Raw genomic sequence first — 22300 nt, 5'->3', positions numbered from 1 at the left:
TATTTTTTCGTCTGAACCCGACGTCGGGGATGTCCCCAATGTGTCGTATCCACAAGCGGCCACTGACCGTCAACTCGTGCTTTCATCCCCGTAGTATTTTTCCGCACCCGCCAAACGCGCTGGATCGACGACGCTGTCATACAGCTCTGCGTCAACGATGCCGAGCGACAACGCTGCGGCACGCGGTGTGACGCCTTCGCGCAGCGCAAGCGCAGTTATTCGCGCGACGGCATCATAGCCGAGCACGGGGTTGAGCGCCGTCACCGACAACAGTGCATTCTCGACGTTCGCTGCAAGTTGCGTTGTGTCGACCCGAAGTCCCTTCACGACGCGCTCGTCGAAGTTTCGACATGCGTCGCTCAGCACGCGTATCGCCTGCAGAACGTTGTAGATCAGCACGGGCTTCGCGACGTTCAACTCGAAAAGACCGGAACCGCCTGCGAGCGTCACCGTGTGATGATTGCCCATCGTCTGGAAGCAGGCTTGCACCAGCACTTCGGCGATCGTCGGATTGCGCTTTCCTGGCATGATCGAAGAAGTGAGGCCGTCGTCTGGGACGATCAGTTCGCCGAGCCCGCAGCGTGGTCCCGAACCGAGCAGGCGAATGTCGTTGGCAATCTTCAGAAGCGATGTCGCAATCGTATTGAGCACACCCGAGAGGTCGACCAATGCATCGTGCGATGCCATGCCCTCCAGCTTGTGTGGATGCGTTCGAAAGGGCAGGCCTGTGCTGGCCGCGAGTTCTGCGCAGAAGCGCTCAGGGAACTGCGCCGGTGCATTTAGCCCCGTCCCTGCGGCCGTGCCGCCCTGCGCAAGCAGCATGAGTTGCGGCAGCGCTGCATCAATGCGGGTAATCGCAGCTGTCATTTGATGGGCGAACGCTGCGAAAGTGCGGCCCACCGTCGTCGGCACCGCATCCATGAGATGCGTTCGCGCGATCTTCACCACATCGGCGAATGCCCGTGCGCGTTCGTCGAGCGACGCCTGCAACGATACGAGCGCAGGTCGCAGACGCCCGGTCAGTTCAAGCGCTGCGCTTACGTGCATGACGGTCGGGAAACTGTCGTTCGAGGACTGTGACGCGTTGACGTGATCGTTCGGATGTACTGGCGACTTCGCCCCCATCGGCTGGCCGAGCAGTTCATTGGCGCGGTTGGCGATGACCTCGTTCGCATTCATGTTGGTCTGCGTTCCCGAACCGGTCTGCCAGATGCTCAGCGGAAAGTGCTCGTCCCATTTCCCCTCGCCCAGTTCCGTGGCGGCAGCCTCGATCGCATCGGCGAGACGCGGATCAAGGACGCCGCATGCTCGGTTGGCGCGCGCGGCCGCACGTTTTTGCAAACCGAACGAATGAATCAGCGTTGCGGGAAAGCGCTCTTCCGCTGCGCCGAATACGCCCAGTGCGCGCTGCGTTTGCGCACCCCAGTAGCGATGCGCGGGAATCTCCACGGGGCCGAACGCATCTGGTTCAGTTCGCGTATTCATGGTGGGCATTTCCAGTTAGGTGTGAACCGGTGGAGATCATCGCGCTTCAGTGAATGACTCCGCATTCGAAAGCGAAAAACGGCTGGATCGAACTGATTCCAGCCGCTTTCGTCATGCGTCGGTGCCGCGTGTTCGACTCATTACAGTTATCGAAGCGTCGCCGGATGAGGGTTCACCTGATTGAAGTTTTCAGGCGAAAGATTCCCGTCCGTCGCGCGTTCATCCGCTTCCGCGACCTCCGGATAAAGTTCAGGATAGAGATGACGCTTCGCGACTTCCGCGTCGAATGTGCCCGACCAGCGCGCGACCACCACGGTGGCGAGACTGTTGCCGATCGTGTTGCACGTGGCGATTGCCATCGACATGAAGCGGTACACGCCGAAAATAACTGCCAGTCCCTCGACTGGCAGAATGCCCGTCGATGTGACGGTCGCCGCGAACACGACGAACGAGCCGCCTGAAACGGTCGCGGCGCCTTTGGACGTCAGCAGCATGAGCAGCAGAATGCCGATCTGATGTTCGATCGTAATCGGCACGTTGTACGCATGGGCGATGAACATCACGCCCATCGACATGAAGATCGACGTTCCGTCCAGGTTGAATGCATAACCCGTCGGCAGCACGAGGCCCACCGTCTGTTTCGCGCAGCCGAGGCGTTCGAGCTTGATGAGCAGCCGCGGCAATGCGCTTTCCGACGATGCCGTGCCCAGCACGATCAGGATTTCATCCTTGATGTAGCGCATGAAGCGCCACATGCTGAAGCCCGCGAGCTTCGCGATGATGCCCATCACGACGACGATGAACAGCACGATGACGGCATAAAAGCTCAGCACGAGTTGCGCGAGCGCGACCAGCACGGCCGTGCCGTTGCTGCCGACCGCGAACGCCACTGCGCCGAAAGTGCCGAGCGGCGCGAGCTTCATCACCAGGTTGATGAACGAGAACAGCACCTGCGAAACGAGATCGAGCCCTTCGTTGATGCGCACGCGGCGGCTTTCGGGAATCGCGAGAATGCCGATACCGACCATGACGGCCAGCACGACGACCTGAAGCAGTTCACCCTTCGCGAACGCGCCGATGAAGTTGTCCGGCACGAGATGCATGACGAATTCGGTGAAGCCTTGCGGTGCCGCCTTTGCCGCGATGACCGGCACCGCGCCGGGGATGAGCGCCGTCATGCCTTTGCCCGTCTGCAACAGGTTGCCGGCCAGCAGACCAACGGCCAGCGCGATCGTCGACACGACTTCGAAGTAGACGATCGACCGCCAGCCGACGCGTCCCGCGCTCTTCACGTCGCCTGCTGAAGCGATGCCATGCACGATGGTGAGGAACACGAGCGGTGCGACGCCTGCCTTGATCAGCGCGAGAAAGATATCGCCGAGAATTTTCAGCTGTGCGCCGAACTTCGGAAAGATCAGCCCGACGGCAATACCCAGCACGAGCGAGATCAGCACCTGCATGCCCAGCTTGCGATACCACGGCCGCTTCGCCGGTGGCGCGACTGACTCGTTAAGTGATGTGTTGTCGTTCGTCATGGTGTGGCTCCTCCACCGCGTTCGTTAGATCTCGCTCGACAGCGCGATGGCGCGATCGACCATTTGCGGCGCGAGGCCCAGGTAGTTGGCGGGATCGGTCATCGCGTCGATCGCGTTACGATCGAAATGCCGCGTGACTTCGGGTAGTGCCGCCAGCGCTTCGGCCAGCGTGCCGCCGCTTTCGTTCACGGTGCGGCACGCATCGTAGACGATGTCGTGCGCCTGCTGACGTCCTGTATAGGGCGCCATCTGCATCATCACGGCTTCGGCGACGATCAGCCCTTTGCTGATGCCCAGGTTGTGCTTCATGCGGTCCGTGTCGACGATCAGTCCGCCCAGCGCGAACTTCGCCTGATGGAGCGCGCCCGATGCGAGGATGAAACTCTCGGGAATCGCAATCCATTCCGCGTGCCAAGGGCCCGTTGCGCGCTCGAAGTCCTGGATCATCGCGTCGACCATCAGCCCGGCCTGCTGCCGCACGGCCTTCGCGGCGGCAAGCATCAGTTCGCTCGAAATGGGGTTGCGCTTTTGCGGCATCGTGCTGCTCGCGCCGCGCCCCTTGACGAACGGCTCGTACACCTCGCCGAATTCGTTGGACGCCATGATCATGATGTCGGTTGCAATCTTGCCCAGCGAACCCGTGATGAGCGCGAGCAGGTTGACGGCCTCGGCGAAGCCATCGCGCGCGACGTGCCACGTGGTCTCGGGCACGCCGAGTTGCAGTTCGGCGGCGAGCGCTTTCTGCACGTCGAAACCCTTGTCGCCCAGCGAGGCGAGCGTGCCGGCCGCGCCCGCGAATTCGACCACGGCCACGCGCGGGCGCAGTTGCGCGAGGCGTTGCTGATGACGGTCGAACATCGCGAGCCAGATCGCCGTCTTGTAGCCGAAGGTGACGGGCAGCGCCTGCTGCAGATGCGTGCGGCCCGCCATCGGCGTGTCGCGGTGCTTCTTCGACAGGTCCACGAGGATGCCGCGCAGTTCGCGGATATCGACATCGATCGAATCGAGCGCGTCGCGGACCTGAAGCGCGACGGCCGTATCCATGATGTCCTGCGTCGTGGCGCCCCAGTGCACGTAGCGGCCCGCTTCGCCGCACATGCCGACAAGCTGGTGCACGAGCGGAAGAATCGGATAGCCGACGATGTCCGTCTCTTCGCGCATGGGCTCGAAGTCGATGCGCTCGATCTGCGACTCGCGCGCGATCACCTCCGCGGCATCGGCTGGAATCACGCCGACGCGCGCTTCCGCTTTCGCGAGCGCGACTTCGACGTCAATGTAGCGCTGCACCAGCGCGTGATCGGAAAACAGGGCGCGCATCTTCGTGGTGCCGAAGGCGTCGCGAAACAGGATCGAATCGAAGACGGTGCTGGAAAGCGGAGTGGTGCGGGTCGTCATGTCAGTGCCTTGGGTCAAGCAAACGTGGGTGTGCAGTAACCGGACAAATAGGCTTATATGTCCGGACATATTAAAGATAATATGTTCGAACATATCGTTCAAGCTATGATTTACCCTGGATGAGCATCGATCCCGGTGTCGCCATTCCTCGTACAGCATGAACAGACCCCATTACGCCGACATCGCTCGCGATCTGACCGAGGGCATTGCCAGCGGCCGCTTTCCGGTTGGCTCCTATCTGCCCACCGAACTGGAACTGCGCGACCAGTACAACACCAGCCGGCACACGATCCGCGCGGCGCTGAACGAGCTTCAGCAACTGGGATTCGTGTCGCGACGGAAGAACGCTGGAACGCGCGTCGAGTCGGCGCAGCCGAAAAACGATTTCCGTCCTTCGCTCGGTTCGGTCGAGGATCTGGTGCAGTTCGGCTCGGAACATCTGCGGGTCATTCAGTCGGTGGAAGAGGTCGCCGTTGCCGGCAAGCTCGCCAAGGTCCTGCAATGCGAGGAGGGCGCGCACTGGCTGCGCGTGTCCAGCCTGCGTATCGAGCGCGACAGTTCGCGTCCGCCGGTTGGCTGGACGGACGTCTACATCGATCCGACCTACACGGAAATCGCCGAGGAAGCGAAGACCGCGCCCCACACCCTGATCAGTTCGTTGATCGAGGCGCGATACGGCCGCTGTGTCGATGAAATCCAGCAAAACGTCCAGGCCGTGAATGTCACGAAAGAGATGGCTGGTCGACTTCAGATGCCCATCGGTTCGGCGGCACTGGAGATCGTGCGTCGCTATATCGATTCGACGGGCGTGGCCTTCGAGGTGTCGGTGAGTGTGCATCCCGCTGAGCGCTTCGCAGTGTCGATGAGGCTGAAGCGCTCCGAGGTGTGAGGGGCTACCCTTATCTGCATTTGATTGATGTGTTCGATCTCCAATATGTACGGACATATTGAGTCTAATTCCCTTCGGGGTTCACATCATCCAGCGGACATCTGCACATGTTTTCGAAAGTCTCAATCAGGGCGCGCTTCCGAACATAAAGACGCCTCTGGAGCGCGTCCCTGGCCTGCCGCCGGGTCGATCTCTTGCGACGCGGCGATTCCATCGAATGGCTGAAATCTCAGCCTGGCCCGTTCGCCGATTCTGAGGTCTCAGAACGGATAGCCTGGCCGCAGCGATCCTTGCGCCGAAAAATCGTTAAAAATCAGTGGTATATGCTTGGCTGAAGAATTGGCATGCCCCTTGCGATAAAGGCGTCCACTGGCCGTCTGGCCATCGAAAAGCGATGCCGCCCGCGCATCGCAAATCAAGGAGACATGCTTTGCAAACCACCCCTCACGCCTCCGGCCATTCGCAGCCGGCGCCCGCGCAGCAAGCCGACAGCAAGACCCGTTTCTGGCCGGAAGGCTGGTGGAAGCTGATGGAATACCGGATCGGCATCATTCCGCTGCCCGTCTACTTCGTTCTGCTCGCGCTGATCGTCGGTTTCGCCGTGACGGGCAAGGTGCCCGGCGAGATCTCGATGGCGATCGCCGTGCTCGCGTTCTTCGGCTTCACCTGCGCCGAACTCGGCAAGCGTTTGCCCATTCTGCGCAACATCGGCGCCGCCGCGATCTGCGCGACCTTCGTGCCGTCCGCGCTCACGTACTACCACCTGTTGCCGAAGCCCATCCTCCATCTGACGACGGAGTTCACCAAGTCGACGAACTTCCTGTATCTGTTCATCGCGTCGATCATCGTCGGCAGCATTCTGAGCATGGACAGGCGCGTGCTGATCCAGGGCTTTCTGAAGATTTTCGTGCCGCTGGCCGTGGGCTCGATTGCGGCGGCTATTGTCGGCACGGCTGTCGGCGCTGCGTTCGGACTCGGCGTGCGGCACACGCTGCTGTATATCGTCGTGCCCATCATGGCGGGCGGCGTCGGCGAAGGCGCGATTCCGCTGTCGATCGGCTACTCGGAAATCATGCATCTGCCGCAGGGCGAGCTGTTCGCCCAGGTGCTGCCGCCCGTGATGCTCGGCAGCCTGACGGCAATCGTGCTGTCCGGCGCGCTCGACATGCTCGGCAAGCGCTTCCCGCATCTGACGGGCGAAGGTCGCCTGCAAGTCGGCGAGACGGATGAAATGGACCCCGTGAAGGAAGAAATCACCGGCCATGTCGACGTGACGCATATCGCCGCCGCCGGCATCACCGCGATCACGCTGTACCTGCTCGGTCTGATGTGCCGCAATCTGTTCGGTCTGCCTGCACCCGTCGCGATGCTGTTCCTCGCCGTGCTGGTAAAGCTCGCGCGCGCAGTGTCGCCGCAGTTGCAGGAAGGCGCGTTCGTCGTCTACAAGTTCTTCTCGACGGCTGTCACCTATCCGCTGCTGTTCGCGATCGGCGTGGCAATGACGCCGTGGGACAAGCTGATCGCCGCGTTCACGTTCGCCAACATCGTGACGATCGTCATAACGGTCGCGACGCTGATGGGCACGGGCTTTGTGGTTGGGCGCTTCCTGAAGATGTACCCTATCGACACCGCGATCGTGAACGCCTGCCACAGCGGCCAGGGCGGCACGGGCGACGTCGCGATCCTGACGGCGGCCAACCGCATGACGCTGATGCCGTTCGCGCAGATCGCCACGCGCATCGGCGGCGCGATCGTGGTGACGATGACGCTGATCCTGCTTGCGCACTTCGGTTGACGCGCCGTGCCCGACGGAGCGCCGGGCTGACGCGCAACGCGGCATCCGGCGTCGGGCATCGATAAGGATCAACGTGCGCGTGAGAATAAGAGGCATACCGTTGTGGGCATGGGCCGCTGCCGCCGCGCTGTATTTCGGCGTGGCGGCAGCGGCCGTCGAGTTCGCGTGGAACCGCGCGATCGACGCGCTCGCGGAAGTCGGCGCGCATCGGCTCGACCTGTATGCGGCGAGCCTGAAAAGCGAGCTGGGACGCTTCGAGATGATGCCCGCCATCGTGGCGCGGCAAGATAGCGTACGCGCGATGCTGGGCGCGGGCTCGCGTGCTTCGCCGGACCTCGTGCGCGAAGTCGACACCTATCTCGAAGCCGTCAACAACGACGCGGGCAGCCTTGCCGTCGACGTGATCGACCTGCAAGGCGAGGTGATCGCCGCGAGCAACTGGAACCAGTCGCTCAGCTTCGTCGGCACCAACGTGTCCTATCGGCCGTATTTCAAGGATGCGCTCGCGCACGGCACAGGACGCTTTTTCGGCATCGGCACCAACACGGGCATGCCGGGCCTGTACTTCGCGAGCGCCGTGCGCGATGCCGGCAAACCGATCGGTGCGGCGGCCGTGAAGCTGAGCGTCGATGCGCTCGAAGCGGCATGGCGGGCACCCGGAGAAGCGGCGATGGTGATCGACAGCAATGGCGTGATCGTCATCTCGACGGTGCCGGCGTGGAAGTTCACCGCGTTGCGGCCCATCACTGCACAACAGCAACGCGATATTCAGGCATCGCGGCAATACGCGGGCCGCAACGTCGATGTGCTCGCTTATCGCCGTGTCGACGACTGGAACGGCTCGGCCTGGCTCGGGCGCTTTCCCGACTGGCGTCGCGCGGGCCGCAGCACGCAATTTCTCGTGATGTCGCGGCCCGCGCCGCAAGCGGGCGACTCCATGATGGTGCTGCTCGACGTGGCGGGCGCGCGCCGCCAGCAGCAGCTTGCGCTCGCGTTCGTGACGGCTGCGTTCGTGATCGCCGGGTTGTATGCGTTGTATGCCGCCCAGCGGCGCCGCGCAATCGCCGAAAAGCTCAAGGCGCAGGACGCGCTGCGCATCGCAAACGACCGGCTCGAGATGACCGTCGCGCAGCGCACGGCGGCGCTCACGGCGACCAACGAGCGGATGCATCAGGAGATCGTCGAACGCAAGCGGACCGAGCAGCGTCTGCGCGACACGCAGCAGGAAGTCGTGCACGCGGGCAAGCTCGCCGTGCTCGGGCAGATGGCAGCAGGCCTCACGCACGAGCTGAACCAGCCGCTCGTCGCGATCCGCACGCTATGCGACAACGCCCGTACGTTCTTCGAGCGCAATCAGCCCGCGCAAGCGGTGGCGAATCTGGAGCGCGTGGCCAAACTGGTCGATAGCATGGCTGTGCTGACGGGCGAGCTGAAAGCGTTCGCGCGCAAACCGGACGTCGAGCGCGTGGCTGTGTCGCTGGCCGAGGCGGTTGCGCACGCAAGGCTCATCTACGAAGCGCGTATCCGCGACGAAGGCGTGCAGCTCGATGTCGATATTCCGGCGGGCTCGACAGTGTGGGCGGAATCGAGTCAGTTGCAGCAGGTGATCGTCAATCTGCTCGGCAATGCGCTCGACGCGGTGCACGACGAGCATCGGCGCATCATCCGCATTCATGCCGCCGAACCCGACGCACGCGACCGTGTGCTGTTCACCATCACCGACAGCGGTCCGGGCATCGCACCCGAAGTGCTCGCGCATCTGTTCGAGCCGTTCGTGACGACGAAGCCGCGCGGGCAGGGACTGGGTCTCGGGCTCGCGATCACGTCGCGTATCGTCGAGGGCTTCGGTGCGAAGATCTCGGCCGCGAATCGCACGGATAGCGGCACGGATAGCGGCGAGCGCAACGGCGCACAATTCACGATCGAATTCGCGGCAGCGATGTCGCAGAGGGTGGTTCATGGGAGATGAGATTCGCGTGCTCGTCGTCGAGGACGACGAGAATGTCCGCTTCGGCGTCGAGCAGGCCGTGGCCCTGGCGGGCTTTCCCGTCAGCGCGTTCGCGTCGGCGGCGCAGGCGCTCGCTGAAGTTGCGCCCGGCGCGCCGCTCGTGATCGTGTCGGATGTGCGGATGCCGGGCATCGACGGATTGCAGCTGCTCGACAAGGTGATGGCGATCGATGCACAGATTCCCGTCGTGCTGATCAGCGGACACGCCGACATTTCGACGGCCGTGGGCGCCATGCAGGTCGGCGCGTACGACTTCATCGAAAAGCCTTTTTCATCGGACCATATTGCGGGCCGCGTCGCGCGCGCCGTCGAAAAGCGCCGCCTCACGCTCGAAGTGCAAGGCCTGCGGGCCGCGTTGGACAACTGGCAGGGTATCGAGGCGCTGGTGCTCGGCAAATCGCCCGCGATAGCCGAGGTGCGCAAGAAGATCCTGCGTCTCGCCGATACGTCGGTGTCCGTGCTGATCACGGGCGAGACGGGCACGGGCAAGGAACTGATCGCGCGCAGCCTGCACGACTTCGGCGGACGGCGCGACAAGCATTTCGTCGCGCTCAATTGCGGCGGGCTGCCGGAGCAGATCTTCGAGAGCGAGCTGTTCGGCCACGAAGCGGGCGCGTTCACGGGCGCGATCAAGAAGCGGATCGGCAAGATCGAATGGGCGCACGGCGGCACGCTGTTTCTCGATGAAATCGAAACCATGCCCGTCGCGTTGCAGATCAAGATGCTGCGCGTGCTGCAGGAACGCACGCTGGAGCGGCTCGGCGCGAACGAGTCGATTCCCGTCGATTGCCGCGTGGTCGCGGCGTCGAAGGCCGATCTCGCGGCGCTTTCCGCTGACGGCCGGTTTCGCGCGGACTTGCTGTACCGGCTGAACGTCGCGCAGATCGAATTGCCGCCTTTGCGCGAGCGGCGCGAAGATGTGCCCCTGCTGTTCGAGCATTTCGTGCTGGCGGCCGCGCGCCGCTTCGGGCAGCCTGCGCCCGTGGTGTCGGCGTCGCAGGTCTCGGAACTGATGACGCACGCGTGGCCCGGCAACGTGCGCGAGTTGCAGAACGTCGCGGACCGTTTCGTACTCGGTCTCACGGGCGACAGTCTGCTGTCCGAAGGCGCGAGCGTGGCGGTCAAAGGCGGCTCGCTCGCCGATCAGATGGCGTACTTCGAGCGCATGCTGATCGAAGACATGCTGCGGCGTCATCACGGCAATGTCGCGGATACGAGCGAGGCGCTCGGCATGCCGAAGAAGACGCTCTATCACAAGCTTCGGCTACTGAAGATTGCCGCGCGCGATGCGCAAGGCGAAGAGGTCGACACGTAGCGATGCGCTTTCAGCGTTTGAGGCTTTCCATCAACACTTGCACGAACGCCTTGCTCGCCGCCGTGCGATAGGCGTCCTTGCGTCGCAGAAGCGCAGCCGTGCGCGCGGGCAGCGGCGGATCGAGCGCGACGGGGCGCAGTCCGTCATGCTCGCGCGCGATGCCGTCGGGCAGCACGGTCGCAAGCTGCCCGCGGCGCACGATCTCGACGATCGCGCTGATCGAACTCACCTCGACCACAACCTGCGGACGGATGCGCTGTTGCGCGCAGTATTCGTCGATATAGCGTCGCGTCGCGAAGGCCTCGTTCAACAACACCAGTTTTTCTTTCGCGAAGTCCTGGGCGCCCAGCGGCTTGCGGCGCGTCGCGCGCGCATGGCCGCCGCCCACCACCAGACTCAACGTTTCTTCGAATAGCGGCTGGCTTTCGATCTCGGCCGCAAGCACGGGTTCGAACGCGATGCCGGCGTCGAGCTTGTCGTCGGCAAGCTGCGCTTCGATCTGATCCTGGGTGATCTCCTGGATGTCGATTGCGATGCCCGGATGCGCCGTATGGAAGCGATCGATCACAGGCCCGACCAGATACGCGGTGAAGGTCGGTGTGACGGCGAGCCGCAGGTTGCCGCGGCTCAGCTCGCTGACGTCGTGAATGGCTCTCACCCCCGCGTCGAGATCCTGCAGCGCGAGCTTTGCGTACCGCATCCATGCCTCGCCTGCATCGGTCAATCGCACCGCGCGGCCCGAGCGGTCGAGCAGCTGCGTGCGCAGCGTGTCTTCCAGTTGGCGGATCTGCTGCGACAGCGTGGGCTGCGACACGTGCAGCGCCTCGGCGGCGCGTGTGAAGTTGCGGTGCTCCGCGACGGCCAGAAAGTAACGGATGTGACGTAGCAGCATGGCGGTGATAGGTACGAGATAACTATTGGTTCTGCCTATAGACATCATCATAAACCGGTCTTGGACACTATGATAGATCGCGTCCATTCTCTATTCAACGCAGCGCTCTGCGCGCCTGAATGGAGAGCAACATGCAAGAGATCATCGACGGTTTTCTGAAGTTTCAGCGTGACGTGTTTCCCGCGCGCAAGGAACTGTTCCGCAAGCTCGCGACAAGCCAGACGCCGCGCACGCTGTTCATCTCGTGCTCGGACAGCCGCATGGTGCCGGAGCTGGTCACGCAGCGCGAACCGGGCGACCTGTTCGTGATCCGCAATGCGGGCAATATCGTGCCTTCGTTCGGCCCGGAACCGGGCGGCGTGTCGGCCACCGTCGAATATGCAGTCGCGGCTCTCGGCGTCACGGACGTGGTGATTTGCGGCCACTCGGATTGCGGCGCGATGACGGCCGTCGCGACGTGCAAGTGTCTCGATCACATGCCTGCCGTCGCCAACTGGCTGCGTTATGCCGATTCGGCGAGGCTCGTCAACGACGCGCGCGAACACGCTAACGAGCGCGAGCGCATCGACTCGATGGTGCGCGAGAACGTGATCGCGCAACTCAACAATCTCAAGACTCATCCTTCCGTTGCACTGGCGCTTGCACAAGGACGCCTGAAGCTGCATGGCTGGGTTTACGACATCGAATCCGGTTCCATCGACGCGCTCGACAGTTCGACACGTCAGTTCGTTTCGCTGTCTGCGCATCCGGATGTCACCGCGACGTCCGACGAATGCGTCGCAGCGCATTGATTCATCCCGTTCATTCAAGGAGCAAGCATCATGACCCAATCGCAAACTACCCCGCACGCACGCGAAGCACTGACCGAAACCATCATCGACGCGAAGACTCGCAGGAACCTGACGTTCGAGGCAATCAACGAAGGCACGGGCCTGAGCATCGCCTTCACGACGGCTGCGCTGCTCGGCCAGCACGCGCTGCCGGAGAGCGCCGCCAAGGTGGTTGCCGAACGCCTCGGACTCGATGACGACGCAGTGCGTCTGCTGCAGACCATTCCTATGCGCGGCAGTATTCCCGGCGGCGTGCCGACTGATCCAACCATCTATCGCTTCTACGAAATGGTGCAGGTGTACGGTTCGACGCTAAAGGCACTCGTTCACGAGCAGTTCGGCGACGGCATCATCAGCGCGATCAACTTCAAGCTCGACATCAAGAAGGTGAAGGATCCCGAAGGCGGCGAACGCGCCGTCATCACGCTCGACGGCAAGTATCTGCCGACGAAGCCGTTCTGAAGTCGCCAGCCCGCTTGCAATCAACGCATCGCAGTAGACCTCGTCAAGGAGAGTCGACATGTCAACGCAACAATCTACGCAACGCTCAACACAACAGCAGGAAGTGCGTCCGCCGCTGCCGCCGTTCACGCTGGAATCGGCCAAAGAAAAAGTGCGCCTCGCCGAGGACGGCTGGAATTCACGCGATGCCGCGAAGGTCGCGCTCGCGTATTCGCTCGATACGAAGTGGCGCAACCGCGCGGAGTTCGCGAACAATCGCGCGGAGGCGCAGGCGTTTCTCGAGCGCAAATGGCGTAAGGAATTCGAGTATCGGCTGATCAAGGAGTTGTGGGCGTTCGGCGGCAACCGCATTGCGGTGCGTTATGCGTATGAGTGGCGTGACGATGCGGGCAACTGGTTTCGATCGTATGGCAACGAGAACTGGGAGTTCGGCGAAGACGGTTTGATGCAGCGCCGTTTTGCCTGTATCAACGACATGCCGATCACCGAAGCGGAGCGCAAGTTCCACTGGCCGTTGGGTCGCCGTCCCGACGATCATCCGGGCTTGAGCGGTCTCGGACTGTGACGGTGCGTCGCATGCTTCACGCCGCGCGGCTCAAGGCGTGACGCGTGTTCTCGTCGCGACCACGTTTGCGCGCGTATCGACGAAAAGCTGCGAGACGGGCACGGGGCGCTGATAAAAATAGCCTTGTCCGTACGGAATGCCCAAGCCGCGCAGCGCTTCATGCTGCGCTTCCGTTTCGACGCCTTCGGCCACGACTTCCATGCCGTAATGCTTCGACACGGCGGCGATGGCGCGAATCAGCTCGCCGCCTTGCTTGTCGATTTGCCGCACGAACTGCCCGTCGATCTTCACGTAGTCGAACGGGAAGCGGCCCAGCAGGTCGAGGTTGCTGTGCTGCGTGCCGAAGTCGTCGATCGCGAAGCGCACGCCATGCGCCTTTAGCGTGTTGAAGATCACGTCGGTGCGCGGATGCTTGTCGATCAGGAAGCGCTCCGTCACTTCGAGCACGAGCGTGATGTCGGCGGGAAGTTTTGCATGGACGGCCAGCACGTCCGCGACGAAGTCCTTGCGTTCGAGATCCATCGGCGCGACGTTGACGGCGATACGCAAGGGACGGATATCGGTCTTCTGCATGATTTCTTCGGTCGTGCGCTCCAGTGCGAAGCGCGTGACGCTCGCGAGCAGGCTGCTGCGCTCCACTTCCGTCATGAACGCGGCGGGACTCACGGCGCCCCAGCGTGGGTGCGTCCAGCGTATCAGCGCTTCGACGCCCATGATGCGGCGCGTGGCGATCTCGACGACGGGCTGATACGCGAAGTGCAATTGTCCGTGCTTCAATGCGCGGCGCACGGCGGACAGCAGCAGACGGCGCGGCGCGAACACGATCAGATATGCCGCGGCGATCAGCAGATTCACGAGTATGGCGGCCGCGCTCGCCAGCAGCCCATATTTCCAGTGTGTTTGCGCAACGAACGCCGGCGCAGCGACCACGACGATCGAGAAGGACCAGCGCGGCGATGATGCGCGCGTGCCTTTCCACGCGGCGGCGCTGTCGGCGGAAATCACTTCGCCGCGTGCGTCGAGCGCGCGCGCATTCGATACGACGAGCACCACCTGACCCGCTTCGTAACGCATGCCGTGAGCTAGCGTATCGGCGAGATAGCTGGCCTCCACCACGTACAGCAGGCCGGTGTCCTTGCTCGTCGGAACATACAGCGGCATGACGGGCGCCCGAGGCTGCTGCGGCGTGCCCGCGATCAGGTCTAGCGTGATGCGCGCAGGCGCGGGCGACAGATAGGCGGCAAGCGGCACATCGATACTGCCCAGCGCCGAAGAACAATAGATAGTCTGATTCGCTACGAGGTTGACACTGCGCACATACAGCACGTAGGTCTCCAGCTCGGACAGGCGATGTTCGACGAGCGGGCAGGGCCGTCCCGGCAAGGTCGACAAGCCGGGATGCGCGCGCGACACGACGCTGTCGAGAATGCGATCGATCGACGCGACCATGTCGCCTGCAATCAGGCTTTCGCGTTCGCGAATTGCCGCCTGGTCTGCATGACGCGCCCACAGCGCGGCAGTGACGAGCACGCACGCGCCGCACACGACGGCAACGACGAGCGCGAGCGTTGGCGTAAAGCCGCGACCCACTGCGGCCGATTTGCGAAAAGAAAAAAGCGTGGTCACATCGGGGCCCGATGGCAGTATCGGAGCGTGGGAGCAGTGCTGCTTTCGTCCGATAAATATAGCATGCGACCCATTCGCAAACTGTTTCGTGCGAGACCCGAAACCTGCGGCCGATTCGCGTGGCATTCCTGATCAATTGGAGTGTGCATGAGCTGTCGAATGCGTTTTGTTAATCGCGATTACCCGCATTGGCGCGGATTTGAAAATGAACAGAAACCCGATTTAATCGGGTCCGGAAATAGACCAATCCCGTCGCGCAAAATCGATACCCGGACGGTTAATCCAGATGGAATAAAAAATAATCAAAAGGCATAGCAATAAAGATGGGGAAATATTTTGTAATGAAAGTTGACACGCTAACGTTTAGCCAACTAATCTACCGCTCATCGTAAGCTGACAGTCATTAGAAGCGGGCATATCGCAATCGTGATGCGCCCGTGGTCGGCCATGCGAGTCTGTACACGTACGGCGGAAGCGGTCTTCGCCGTCGTCACGCCGTAAATTTTTCTCTAGCTCACGTTTTAAACGGTAAATATCGACGAATCAGGTCGAGGCCTTTTTTCGTCTGTTTATTGCAATTCTTTCATTCGCCTTAAAGCGCGTGAGGGGGACCTTTTTTCGCGATTTTTTCTAATTAAAAAGCGAGAGCCATAACCACACATTTCCAGAGCTGCTTTATCCGATAAGGACGAATCATGCGATCATGTTTTCGGTTAAAGGTGCAGTGCGTGATGCTGGCTGCCACGCTGGCATTGGGTGCATGTGGTGGCGGAGACGATGGAGGTATGACGTCGAGCAAAACGGCGCAGACGGGCGCGACCGTGCCCGCGTCGCAACCGGCGCTGGCGGCGCCGACGTCGCCCATCGTCGCCGATGCGTCGGTCAACAAGACGGTGCCGCCCGTCGAGCTGCCCGACACCGTCAAGCCGATCAACTACAAGCTGTGGTTCAGGCCGAACCCCGCGCTGTCGACCTTCGACGGCCGCGCGGATGTCGAGATCAAGGTGACGAAGAGCGTCGATCAGATCGTGATTGCGGGGCACCGCATCAAGTTCGTCAACGGCAAGACGACGCTGCAGCCGGGCAACATCCAGTTGATCGCCACGCCGCAGGACGACGGCGACTTCTATCAACTGCGGCCCATCAGCGGGCAGATTCGTCCCGGCAACTACTCGCTGCATATGGAATGGTCCGGCATCATCAACTTCAAGACCTACGACGACCCCGCAACGAAAACAGGCGGCAGTTGCGGCGATGATCCGTATCCCGGCTGCTCGGCAGCGGAAGGCGTGTTCCGCGTCGACCTGAAGGGAACCGACGGCACGACGAGCGGTGCGATCCTCACGCAAGGCGAAACCAATCTCGCGCGCCAATGGTTTCCAGGCTGGGACGAGCCGGCGTTCCGCATGACGTATGAAGTGTCGGCGGAAGTGCCGCAGAACTGGCGCGTCGTGTCGAATGCCGCGGAGGGGCCGTCCGTCAACGTGGACAGCGGCTACAAGCGCGTGACGTTCGAGAAGACGCCGCCGATGCCGCAGTATCTGCTGTTCTTTGGCGGCGGCATGTTCGATACGCTTGAAGACGACTTCGTGAGTCCGCTGAAGGACGGCAAGAATCTGCATCTGCGGATCTTCACGCCGCCCGGCATGCGCGACTGGGCCGTGCCCGCGATGCAGCAGACCAAGCAGGCGCTCGATTACTACTATCGCTACACGGGCATCCCGCTGCCGCTGACGAAGTTCGACACGATCGCCGCCAACGACGCGTTCAAGGAGCAGAAGGATCTGAACTTCGGTGGGATGGAGAACTGGGGCGCCATTCTCGAATTCGCCGACGACATCCTTCCGCCGCCCGGCACGTCGATGTCCGACTATGGCGTGACGGTGCTCACGCATGAAGCCGCGCACCAGTGGTTCGGCGATCTCGTGACGCTCGACTGGTGGGACGACGTGTGGATGAACGAATCGTTTGCGACGTACTTCGAGAACAGAACGAAGATCCTGTTCTTCCCCGATCGCTTCAGCTGGGTCGACGAAGTGAAGACCAAGTACGCGGTGATGTCGCGCGATCTGCGAAACACCTCGTTCCCGGTGCAGCCGAACTTCAACGACTGGGCGTCGAACGACTTCGTGTTGAGCGCCAGCCCGTTCACGTACGACAAGGGCGGCATCGTGCTGAAGATGCTCGAGAACTATCTCGGCGACGGCGTGATGCGCAAGGGTCTGCAGTCATATCTGGCCGACTACGCGCTCGGCAATTCGACGCCGAAGCGTCTGTGGGACGAACTCGCGAAAGTGAGCGGCGAGCCGATGGTCGCGATCGGCGACAGCTTCGTGCGGCAAACGGGCGTGCCGCTCGTGTCGCTCGATACGCAGTGCGATCTGACCAGCAACCAGACGGTCGTCACGCTCAAGCAGTCGCCGTATCCGAACCAGAACCTGTATCCGGGCATTCAATGGACGATTCCGTTGACACTCGCATACGGCGAAGGTCTCGCGCGGCGCAAGACGGTCGCGCTGTCGGACACGCAGACGCAGGTGCGGGTCAACGGCTGCTCGGCCGTCGTCGCGGACCCGAGCGGACTCGACTACTACGTGACGAACTACGGCGACAACGCGTGGAGTCAGTTGCTCGCGCAAAGCAGCGCGTTGACGGATCCCGTGCTGCTGACCAACCTGCAGATGGAAGCGAAGATGCTCGTGAATTCGGGCCTCGCCGATCCGTCGCGTGCCACGACGATCGGCTCGATCACGCCGCCTGTGAGTGCAATGGCGCGTCGTCAGTTGCTGGTCGCGCCGCAGGTCGAGACGGTTCGTCCGATCCTGCGTTATCAGGGCAAGCTGAAGCCGCGTAGCAAGACGCAGTGAGGCGCATGGGCTGAGCCGTAACGTGTCGCGCGCTTCCCGCCGTCTGCGTGGAAGCGCGCGACTGTTTTTGCCCTACGCGCGCAGTTCGGCGGAATCGAGAAAGTAGTTCCGGTTATCCGCGAGCCGCTCGATCATGAAGTCGATGAAGGTCCGCACACGCAGCGGCTGCTCGGTGCGATGTCGGTAGTAGATGTAGATCGATTCGCGCTGCGTCACGTGTTGCGTGAGCAACGGCACGAGCCGGCCGCTGCGTATGTGCTCGACGGCCGAAAAACTTCCGAGTTGACCAATCGCCAAACCCGCCAGCACGGCCGCCGTCTCCGCATCGATATCGTTCGCACACAGCGTCGCCGCCACGTCGCGATAGACGATTTCATTGCCGATCAGAAATTCCCACGGCGCCAGCTTGCCTGTGTTCGCGCGTCGATAGCCGGTGCAGCGATGCGCGTCGAGTTCGTCGACGGACATCGGTTTGCCGTGTCGTTCGATATAAGAGGGCGACGCGCACACGATCAATTGAATGGGCAGCAGCCGCCGCGCAATTGCGCCGCCCGAAGGCGGTGAACCGCCGCGAAAACCCACGTCCGCGCGGTCGCTGACGAGATCTGTGAAGTGATCGTCGAAACGCACGTCTAGCTGCACGTCGGGATAAAGCGCCGCGAATTCGAGAACGGCCGGCCACAGCACGGCGCGTCCGAGCGCCATCGGCGCGCTCACGCGCAATGGGCCGGCGACTTCGTCTTTCGCGCGACGAGCGTCGTCGATAGCCGACGACAGCGTCGCCAGCGCGGGCTCCACGCTTTGCAGCAGGCGCTCGCCTTCTTCCGTCAGGCTCAGCTTGCGCGTGGTCCGGTGAAACAGGCGCACCCCGAGCGACTTTTCGAGCTGCATCACCGCATGGCTGGCGGCCTGCGGGGAAATGCCCTGATCGACGGCGGCCTTGCGCAGATTGCCGAGCGTCGCCGCGCGGACAAAGATCGAGATGGCGCGGACCTCGTTCATCTGCGTTCTCCGATTAGCAAATTAAAGTTGATTATCACTCCAGTAATAGATGGCTAGTTTATGCGAATCGGACGTCCTATTCTTCGTTTCACTTTCACCACGAACGTAGGAGCAGCAAATGAGCAACGTCACGAAACAGCAGTTCAAGCGCGTCTGGTTCATCACGGGCGCATCGCGCGGTCTGGGCGCGCTGATCGCGAAGGCGGCGCTGGCCGACGGCAACGCCGTCGTCGCCGCGGGCCGCAACGCAGCCGCGATCGTCGAGCGGCTGGGCGAGTCGCCTGCTTTGTTGCCCGTCGCGCTCGACGTGACCGACGAGGCGCAAGCGAAAGCGGCCGTCGAAGCTGCTGTCGAGAAGTTCGGCCGGATCGATGTGCTGATCAACAACGCGGGGTTCGGTCTGCTGGCGGCCGTCGAGGAATCGAGCGATGCCGACGTGCGCCGCATGTACGACACCAACGTCTTTGGTCTGCTGAATGTGACGCGCGCCGTGTTGCCCGTCATGCGCAAGCAGCGCTCGGGGCATGTGATCAACATGTCGTCGATCGGCGGTTACCGCGCGGGTGCGGGCTTCGGCGTGTACAGCTCGACGAAGTTCGCCGTCGAAGGCATCACGGAATCGCTGCACGCGGAGTTGAAGCCGCTCGGCATTCACGCGACCGTCGTCGAACCGGGCTATTTCCGCACGGACTTCCTGGATGCGTCGTCGCTGGTCGTCGGCAAGGAAATCATCGACGACTACGACGATACGTCGGGCAAGGTGCGCCGCTTTGCGGTCGGCATGAACCACAACCAGCCGGGCGATCCGGACAAGCTCGCGACGGCGATGGTGACGCTCGTCGATGCGCAAACGCCGCCGCTGCGTTTGCCGCTCGGCACCGACACGTTGAAGGCGATTGCCGAAAAGAACGCGTTCGTGACGACGGAAACGGAGACGTGGAAAGCGTTGTCGCAATCCACTGACTTTCCGGTTTGATGAGGGTGTGAAGGAGACGAATCGTCATTGATCTGACGAAACAAAAAACAACAGCGCCGCTGCGAATGCAACGGCGCTGTTGTGATTTGAAATCGACGGCTTTCTGCGCTGCCGTTTTGAAGCCGGTTACTTCGGCGGCGGAAGCGACGGATCGAGCTTGGCCGAGTCGCGCACGAGCTGGTCGGTCAGCGCGGCGGCAACGGGATTCGTGTTCGTATTCGTAACGGGCTTCGTCGTGCTGCGTTGCTGCTTCTCCGTCGCGGCGCGTACTGCGGCCATATCGGGCGGCGGCAGCGAAGGATCGAGCTTGGCCGAATCGTGCACGAGCTGATCCGTCTGCGTAGCGCCGGAGTGGTACGAACCGCGATACGTGTTGTGCTGATCCATGTTCGCGCTGTTGAGGCTAGGTGGCGCGGCCGAAGCGGGCGGCGGAAGCAAGGGATCGAGCTTGGACGACTGGCGCACGAGTTCTTCCGTTTCCGGTGTCGCGCCCTGAGACGAGTAGCGGCGATCCAGGTTGTCGCGGCCACGCTGCGCGCGCAGCGCCGGCACGACCTTCGGAGTGGCTGCGTTGGGTACGTTCACGGAAGCGACGGCCGCCGACGGCGCGGGCGCTGGTTGCGGCTGCGGTTGTGCCTGCTCCGTAATAGCGGTGCTCGGCGCAGGTGCCGGAGCGGGCGCTGCCGGTGCGGCAGCCATCGGTGCAGGTGCCGGAACGGGCGCAGGCATGACCGGCTGCGGCGCGACGGCTGCATTCTTCGTGGGCGGGCGCGGCGGCGTTGACGAGCCGATGCTGCCTTCCGTCACATGATTTTCGCTGACGCGCGAATCGGCGGCGGAAGGGCTCGCGGTCTCATCCATGCCTGCTGTGGCTTCGGCCGTTGCGCGGCGATCCGCCTGAAGCACCATGAGGTAGGTGGTCAATGCCGCGCCGAGCACGAGCCCGGCGAGAATCATCAATATCTTTCGGGTGGTCATCATACGTACTGACAGTGTTTCGAATGACGTGAGCCGGCCAGTTTAAGCGATTGCTCGCGTCTTTTATTCAGACAAAAACCAGCAATTGGCAGGCCTGAAAGGTGGAAAACAGGCGGACGACAGCCAGAGAATCGAGTCCCCGACGCGGGCCAGGGCGGCGATGAACGCCACGCGTGCCATGCATATGCAACGCGGCGTGTCGAAGCTTCTCTGATTGTCGGACGCTTCGGTTTAGTTTGCGTGTCGAGAACGCGCGTCAAAAATGACGCGCTAATTGCACGATAAATTGTCCGATCAATCCCAGGGATTGGCTGCGGACAACCCGTTTTGACGGCGGATGCCGTGGCGCAGGAACCAGTGCCGCATCGCACTGAGCTTGCGCGGCAAACCCGGCATCAGATTGCCCTCGATGCGGGCTTTTGCGCATGACGTCGCGTACTCGATCGCCTCTTCCTCGGAAGAAAAGTAACCGAGGATGCCAAAGGCTTTACGCCGCCCGCTCGGGCCGGTGACGAACACGCTGGCCGCGTATCCGCGAGCGCCCACGGACGCAAGTGGGATGATGACGTGGCGCCTGTAATGCACTGCATGCCTGTCCATGATCATCCTCCAAGGGTTTTGCCCTGGTGACATGGTACACGCTGCGAAACTTCACCTGCAATGCATTGCGGCTGCGAAAAATAAATCAGACCAGCCGATCCGAGGTTGACGCGCGATGCAGATCCGTGCCTGCACCGCGCGCCCATTTGACTGCCGAATGCCGCCTTGCGCGGCACCCTCTATCTGCCCGAAAGTGCTTCAGGCCTTGCGTTCCATCGGTTCGCCGAGCACGAATGCGCCGCCCTGGAAGCGTTGCGCCGGATCATCGTATTCGGGCGTCGGCGCGGTGACGGGGAAGCGTTCCGCGAACTGCACCGAGCTGTCGCGCGGACGGAAGCCGAGAAAGCCCGCTTTCGTGTTGTCCCACCACTTGACGGGATTGTCCGACGCGCCATAAACCACAGCATGGCCGACACGGTTCGTGAACAGCGAGCAGCGCACCAGTTCGATGAAGTCGCGATAGCTCAGATACGTGACGAGCATGCGCGGATTCTTCGGTTCTTCGAACGACGAACCAATTCGCAGACACACCGTCTCGATGCCGAAGCGATCGAAGTAGTAGCGCGACAGCGACTCGCCGAAGCACTTCGTCACCCCGTACAGGCTGTCGGGACGCTGGGGCGCATCCGTGTCGAGCACTTCCGTGACGGGATGAAAGCCGATCGCGTGATTCGAGCTGGCGAACACGACGCGCTTCACGCCATGCTTGCGCGCGGCTTCGTACAGGTTGTACGTGCCGCGAATGTTCGCTTCGATCAGATCGTCGAACGGTGCGTCGATCGAAATGCCGCCCAGATGCACGATCGCGTCCACGCCTTCGACCATGTGCATCACGGCCTCGCGGTCCGCCAGATCGACGACGCTTGCTTCTTCGTGCGCAGCCGCCGCGCTCACGGCGACGATGTCGCTCACGCGCACGATGTCGGCCCATGCGGCCAGCGCGTCGCGCAGCTGGCGGCCCAGATTGCCGCCCGCGCCCGTCAGCAGAAGACGGCGGAACGGCTTGCGCGGCACGGAAGATGTCTCGTTCATGGATGATCCTTCGATAAATTCAGGAAAACGTTTTCCAACTATAAAGGT

18 protein-coding genes are annotated in these 22300 nt (G+C 62.3%); 9 read left to right on the top strand and 9 right to left on the bottom strand.

Going from position 1 to position 22300, the window contains the following annotated elements:
* Positions 1-69 precede the first annotated feature (69 nt).
* The 3 genes from G3N95_RS03560 to G3N95_RS03550 all read right to left on the bottom strand — a co-directional run bounded on the left by G3N95_RS03560 (position 70) and on the right by G3N95_RS03550 (position 4415).
* On the bottom strand, positions 70-1485 hold the full coding sequence (locus G3N95_RS03560) for a class II fumarate hydratase (RefSeq protein ID WP_241018184.1): 1416 nt from the start codon (positions 1483-1485) through the stop codon (positions 70-72).
* A gap of 146 nt (positions 1486-1631) precedes the next feature.
* On the bottom strand, positions 1632-3020 hold the full coding sequence (locus G3N95_RS03555) for a cation:dicarboxylase symporter family transporter (protein WP_205968552.1): 1389 nt from the start codon (positions 3018-3020) through the stop codon (positions 1632-1634).
* Between the two features lie 24 nt (positions 3021-3044).
* Positions 3045-4415 (bottom strand): adenylosuccinate lyase family protein, encoded by a 1371-nt coding sequence (locus G3N95_RS03550; RefSeq protein WP_205968551.1) that lies wholly within the window; start codon positions 4413-4415, stop codon positions 3045-3047.
* A 157-nt stretch (positions 4416-4572) separates the two neighbouring features.
* On the opposite strand from G3N95_RS03550, the gene G3N95_RS03545 reads away from it, so the two are divergent.
* The 4 genes from G3N95_RS03545 to G3N95_RS03530 all read left to right on the top strand — a co-directional run bounded on the left by G3N95_RS03545 (position 4573) and on the right by G3N95_RS03530 (position 10422).
* Entirely contained in the window at positions 4573-5304 is a 732-nt protein-coding gene (locus G3N95_RS03545) for a GntR family transcriptional regulator (protein ID WP_205968550.1), read from the top strand.
* A gap of 430 nt (positions 5305-5734) precedes the next feature.
* Positions 5735-7099 (top strand): 2-hydroxycarboxylate transporter family protein, encoded by a 1365-nt coding sequence (locus G3N95_RS03540; RefSeq protein WP_205968549.1) that lies wholly within the window; start codon positions 5735-5737, stop codon positions 7097-7099.
* A gap of 61 nt (positions 7100-7160) precedes the next feature.
* Complete coding sequence (locus G3N95_RS03535) at positions 7161-9068, top strand: ATP-binding protein (protein ID WP_205968767.1); 1908 nt, start codon at positions 7161-7163, stop codon at positions 9066-9068.
* The gene (locus tag G3N95_RS03530) at positions 9058-10422 is read left to right on the top strand and encodes a sigma-54 dependent transcriptional regulator (protein ID WP_205968548.1); all 1365 of its coding nucleotides are present in this window, start codon (positions 9058-9060) and stop codon (positions 10420-10422) included. Before G3N95_RS03535 ends, G3N95_RS03530 begins: the two co-directional genes overlap by 11 nt.
* 10 nt (positions 10423-10432) lie before the next feature.
* Here the strand turns inward: G3N95_RS03530 and cynR are convergent, their stop codons facing one another.
* Positions 10433-11314, bottom strand: coding sequence for a transcriptional regulator CynR (gene cynR / locus G3N95_RS03525; protein WP_205968547.1), 882 nt, complete (start codon positions 11312-11314; stop codon positions 10433-10435).
* Positions 11315-11445: 131 nt separating this feature from the next.
* Here cynR and G3N95_RS03520 point away from each other — a divergent pair, with 131 nt between their 5' ends.
* Genes G3N95_RS03520 through G3N95_RS03510 form a run of 3 tightly spaced genes read left to right on the top strand, consistent with a single transcriptional unit; the run spans position 11446 to position 13171 of the window.
* Positions 11446-12105, top strand: a complete 660-nt coding sequence (locus G3N95_RS03520) for a carbonic anhydrase (RefSeq protein ID WP_205968546.1) — start codon at positions 11446-11448, stop codon at positions 12103-12105.
* Positions 12106-12135: 30 nt separating this feature from the next.
* Positions 12136-12606, top strand: a complete 471-nt coding sequence (gene cynS / locus G3N95_RS03515) for a cyanase (RefSeq protein WP_205968545.1) — start codon at positions 12136-12138, stop codon at positions 12604-12606.
* A gap of 58 nt (positions 12607-12664) precedes the next feature.
* Positions 12665-13171 (top strand): DUF1348 family protein, encoded by a 507-nt coding sequence (locus G3N95_RS03510; RefSeq protein WP_205968544.1) that lies wholly within the window; start codon positions 12665-12667, stop codon positions 13169-13171.
* 30 nt (positions 13172-13201) lie between these two features.
* On the opposite strand, the gene G3N95_RS03505 is transcribed toward G3N95_RS03510, so the two are convergent.
* Complete coding sequence (locus tag G3N95_RS03505) at positions 13202-14797, bottom strand: EAL domain-containing protein (RefSeq protein ID WP_205968543.1); 1596 nt, start codon at positions 14795-14797, stop codon at positions 13202-13204.
* Between the two features lie 695 nt (positions 14798-15492).
* Between G3N95_RS03505 and G3N95_RS03500 the strand changes: the two genes are divergently transcribed.
* Positions 15493-17664: a M1 family metallopeptidase gene (locus tag G3N95_RS03500; protein WP_205968542.1), complete on the top strand. Its 2172-nt coding sequence runs from the start codon at positions 15493-15495 to the stop codon at positions 17662-17664.
* A 72-nt stretch (positions 17665-17736) separates the two neighbouring features.
* Here G3N95_RS03500 and G3N95_RS03495 read toward each other — a convergent pair whose 3' ends face one another.
* A complete protein-coding gene (locus G3N95_RS03495; protein ID WP_205968541.1) occupies positions 17737-18666 on the bottom strand; it encodes a LysR family transcriptional regulator in 930 nt (309 codons plus the stop codon).
* Positions 18667-18784: 118 nt separating this feature from the next.
* On the opposite strand from G3N95_RS03495, the gene G3N95_RS03490 reads away from it, so the two are divergent.
* Entirely contained in the window at positions 18785-19642 is an 858-nt protein-coding gene (locus G3N95_RS03490) for an oxidoreductase (RefSeq protein WP_205968540.1), read from the top strand.
* 126 nt (positions 19643-19768) lie between these two features.
* Here G3N95_RS03490 and G3N95_RS03485 read toward each other — a convergent pair whose 3' ends face one another.
* The 3 genes from G3N95_RS03485 to G3N95_RS03475 all read right to left on the bottom strand — a co-directional run bounded on the left by G3N95_RS03485 (position 19769) and on the right by G3N95_RS03475 (position 22252).
* On the bottom strand, positions 19769-20623 hold the full coding sequence (locus G3N95_RS03485) for a hypothetical protein (RefSeq protein WP_205968539.1): 855 nt from the start codon (positions 20621-20623) through the stop codon (positions 19769-19771).
* A gap of 291 nt (positions 20624-20914) precedes the next feature.
* On the bottom strand, positions 20915-21220 hold the full coding sequence (locus tag G3N95_RS03480) for a hypothetical protein (RefSeq protein ID WP_205968538.1): 306 nt from the start codon (positions 21218-21220) through the stop codon (positions 20915-20917).
* Between the two features lie 198 nt (positions 21221-21418).
* Positions 21419-22252, bottom strand: coding sequence for an NAD(P)-dependent oxidoreductase (locus tag G3N95_RS03475; protein WP_205968537.1), 834 nt, complete (start codon positions 22250-22252; stop codon positions 21419-21421).
* Positions 22253-22300 lie beyond the last annotated feature (48 nt).

Source organism: Paraburkholderia sp. Tr-20389, from assembly GCF_017104565.1.
Lineage (GTDB): Bacteria > Pseudomonadota > Gammaproteobacteria > Burkholderiales > Burkholderiaceae > Paraburkholderia.
The sequence above is the reverse complement of the archived record's forward strand: the minus strand, read 5'-3'. Positions and strand labels throughout refer to the sequence as shown.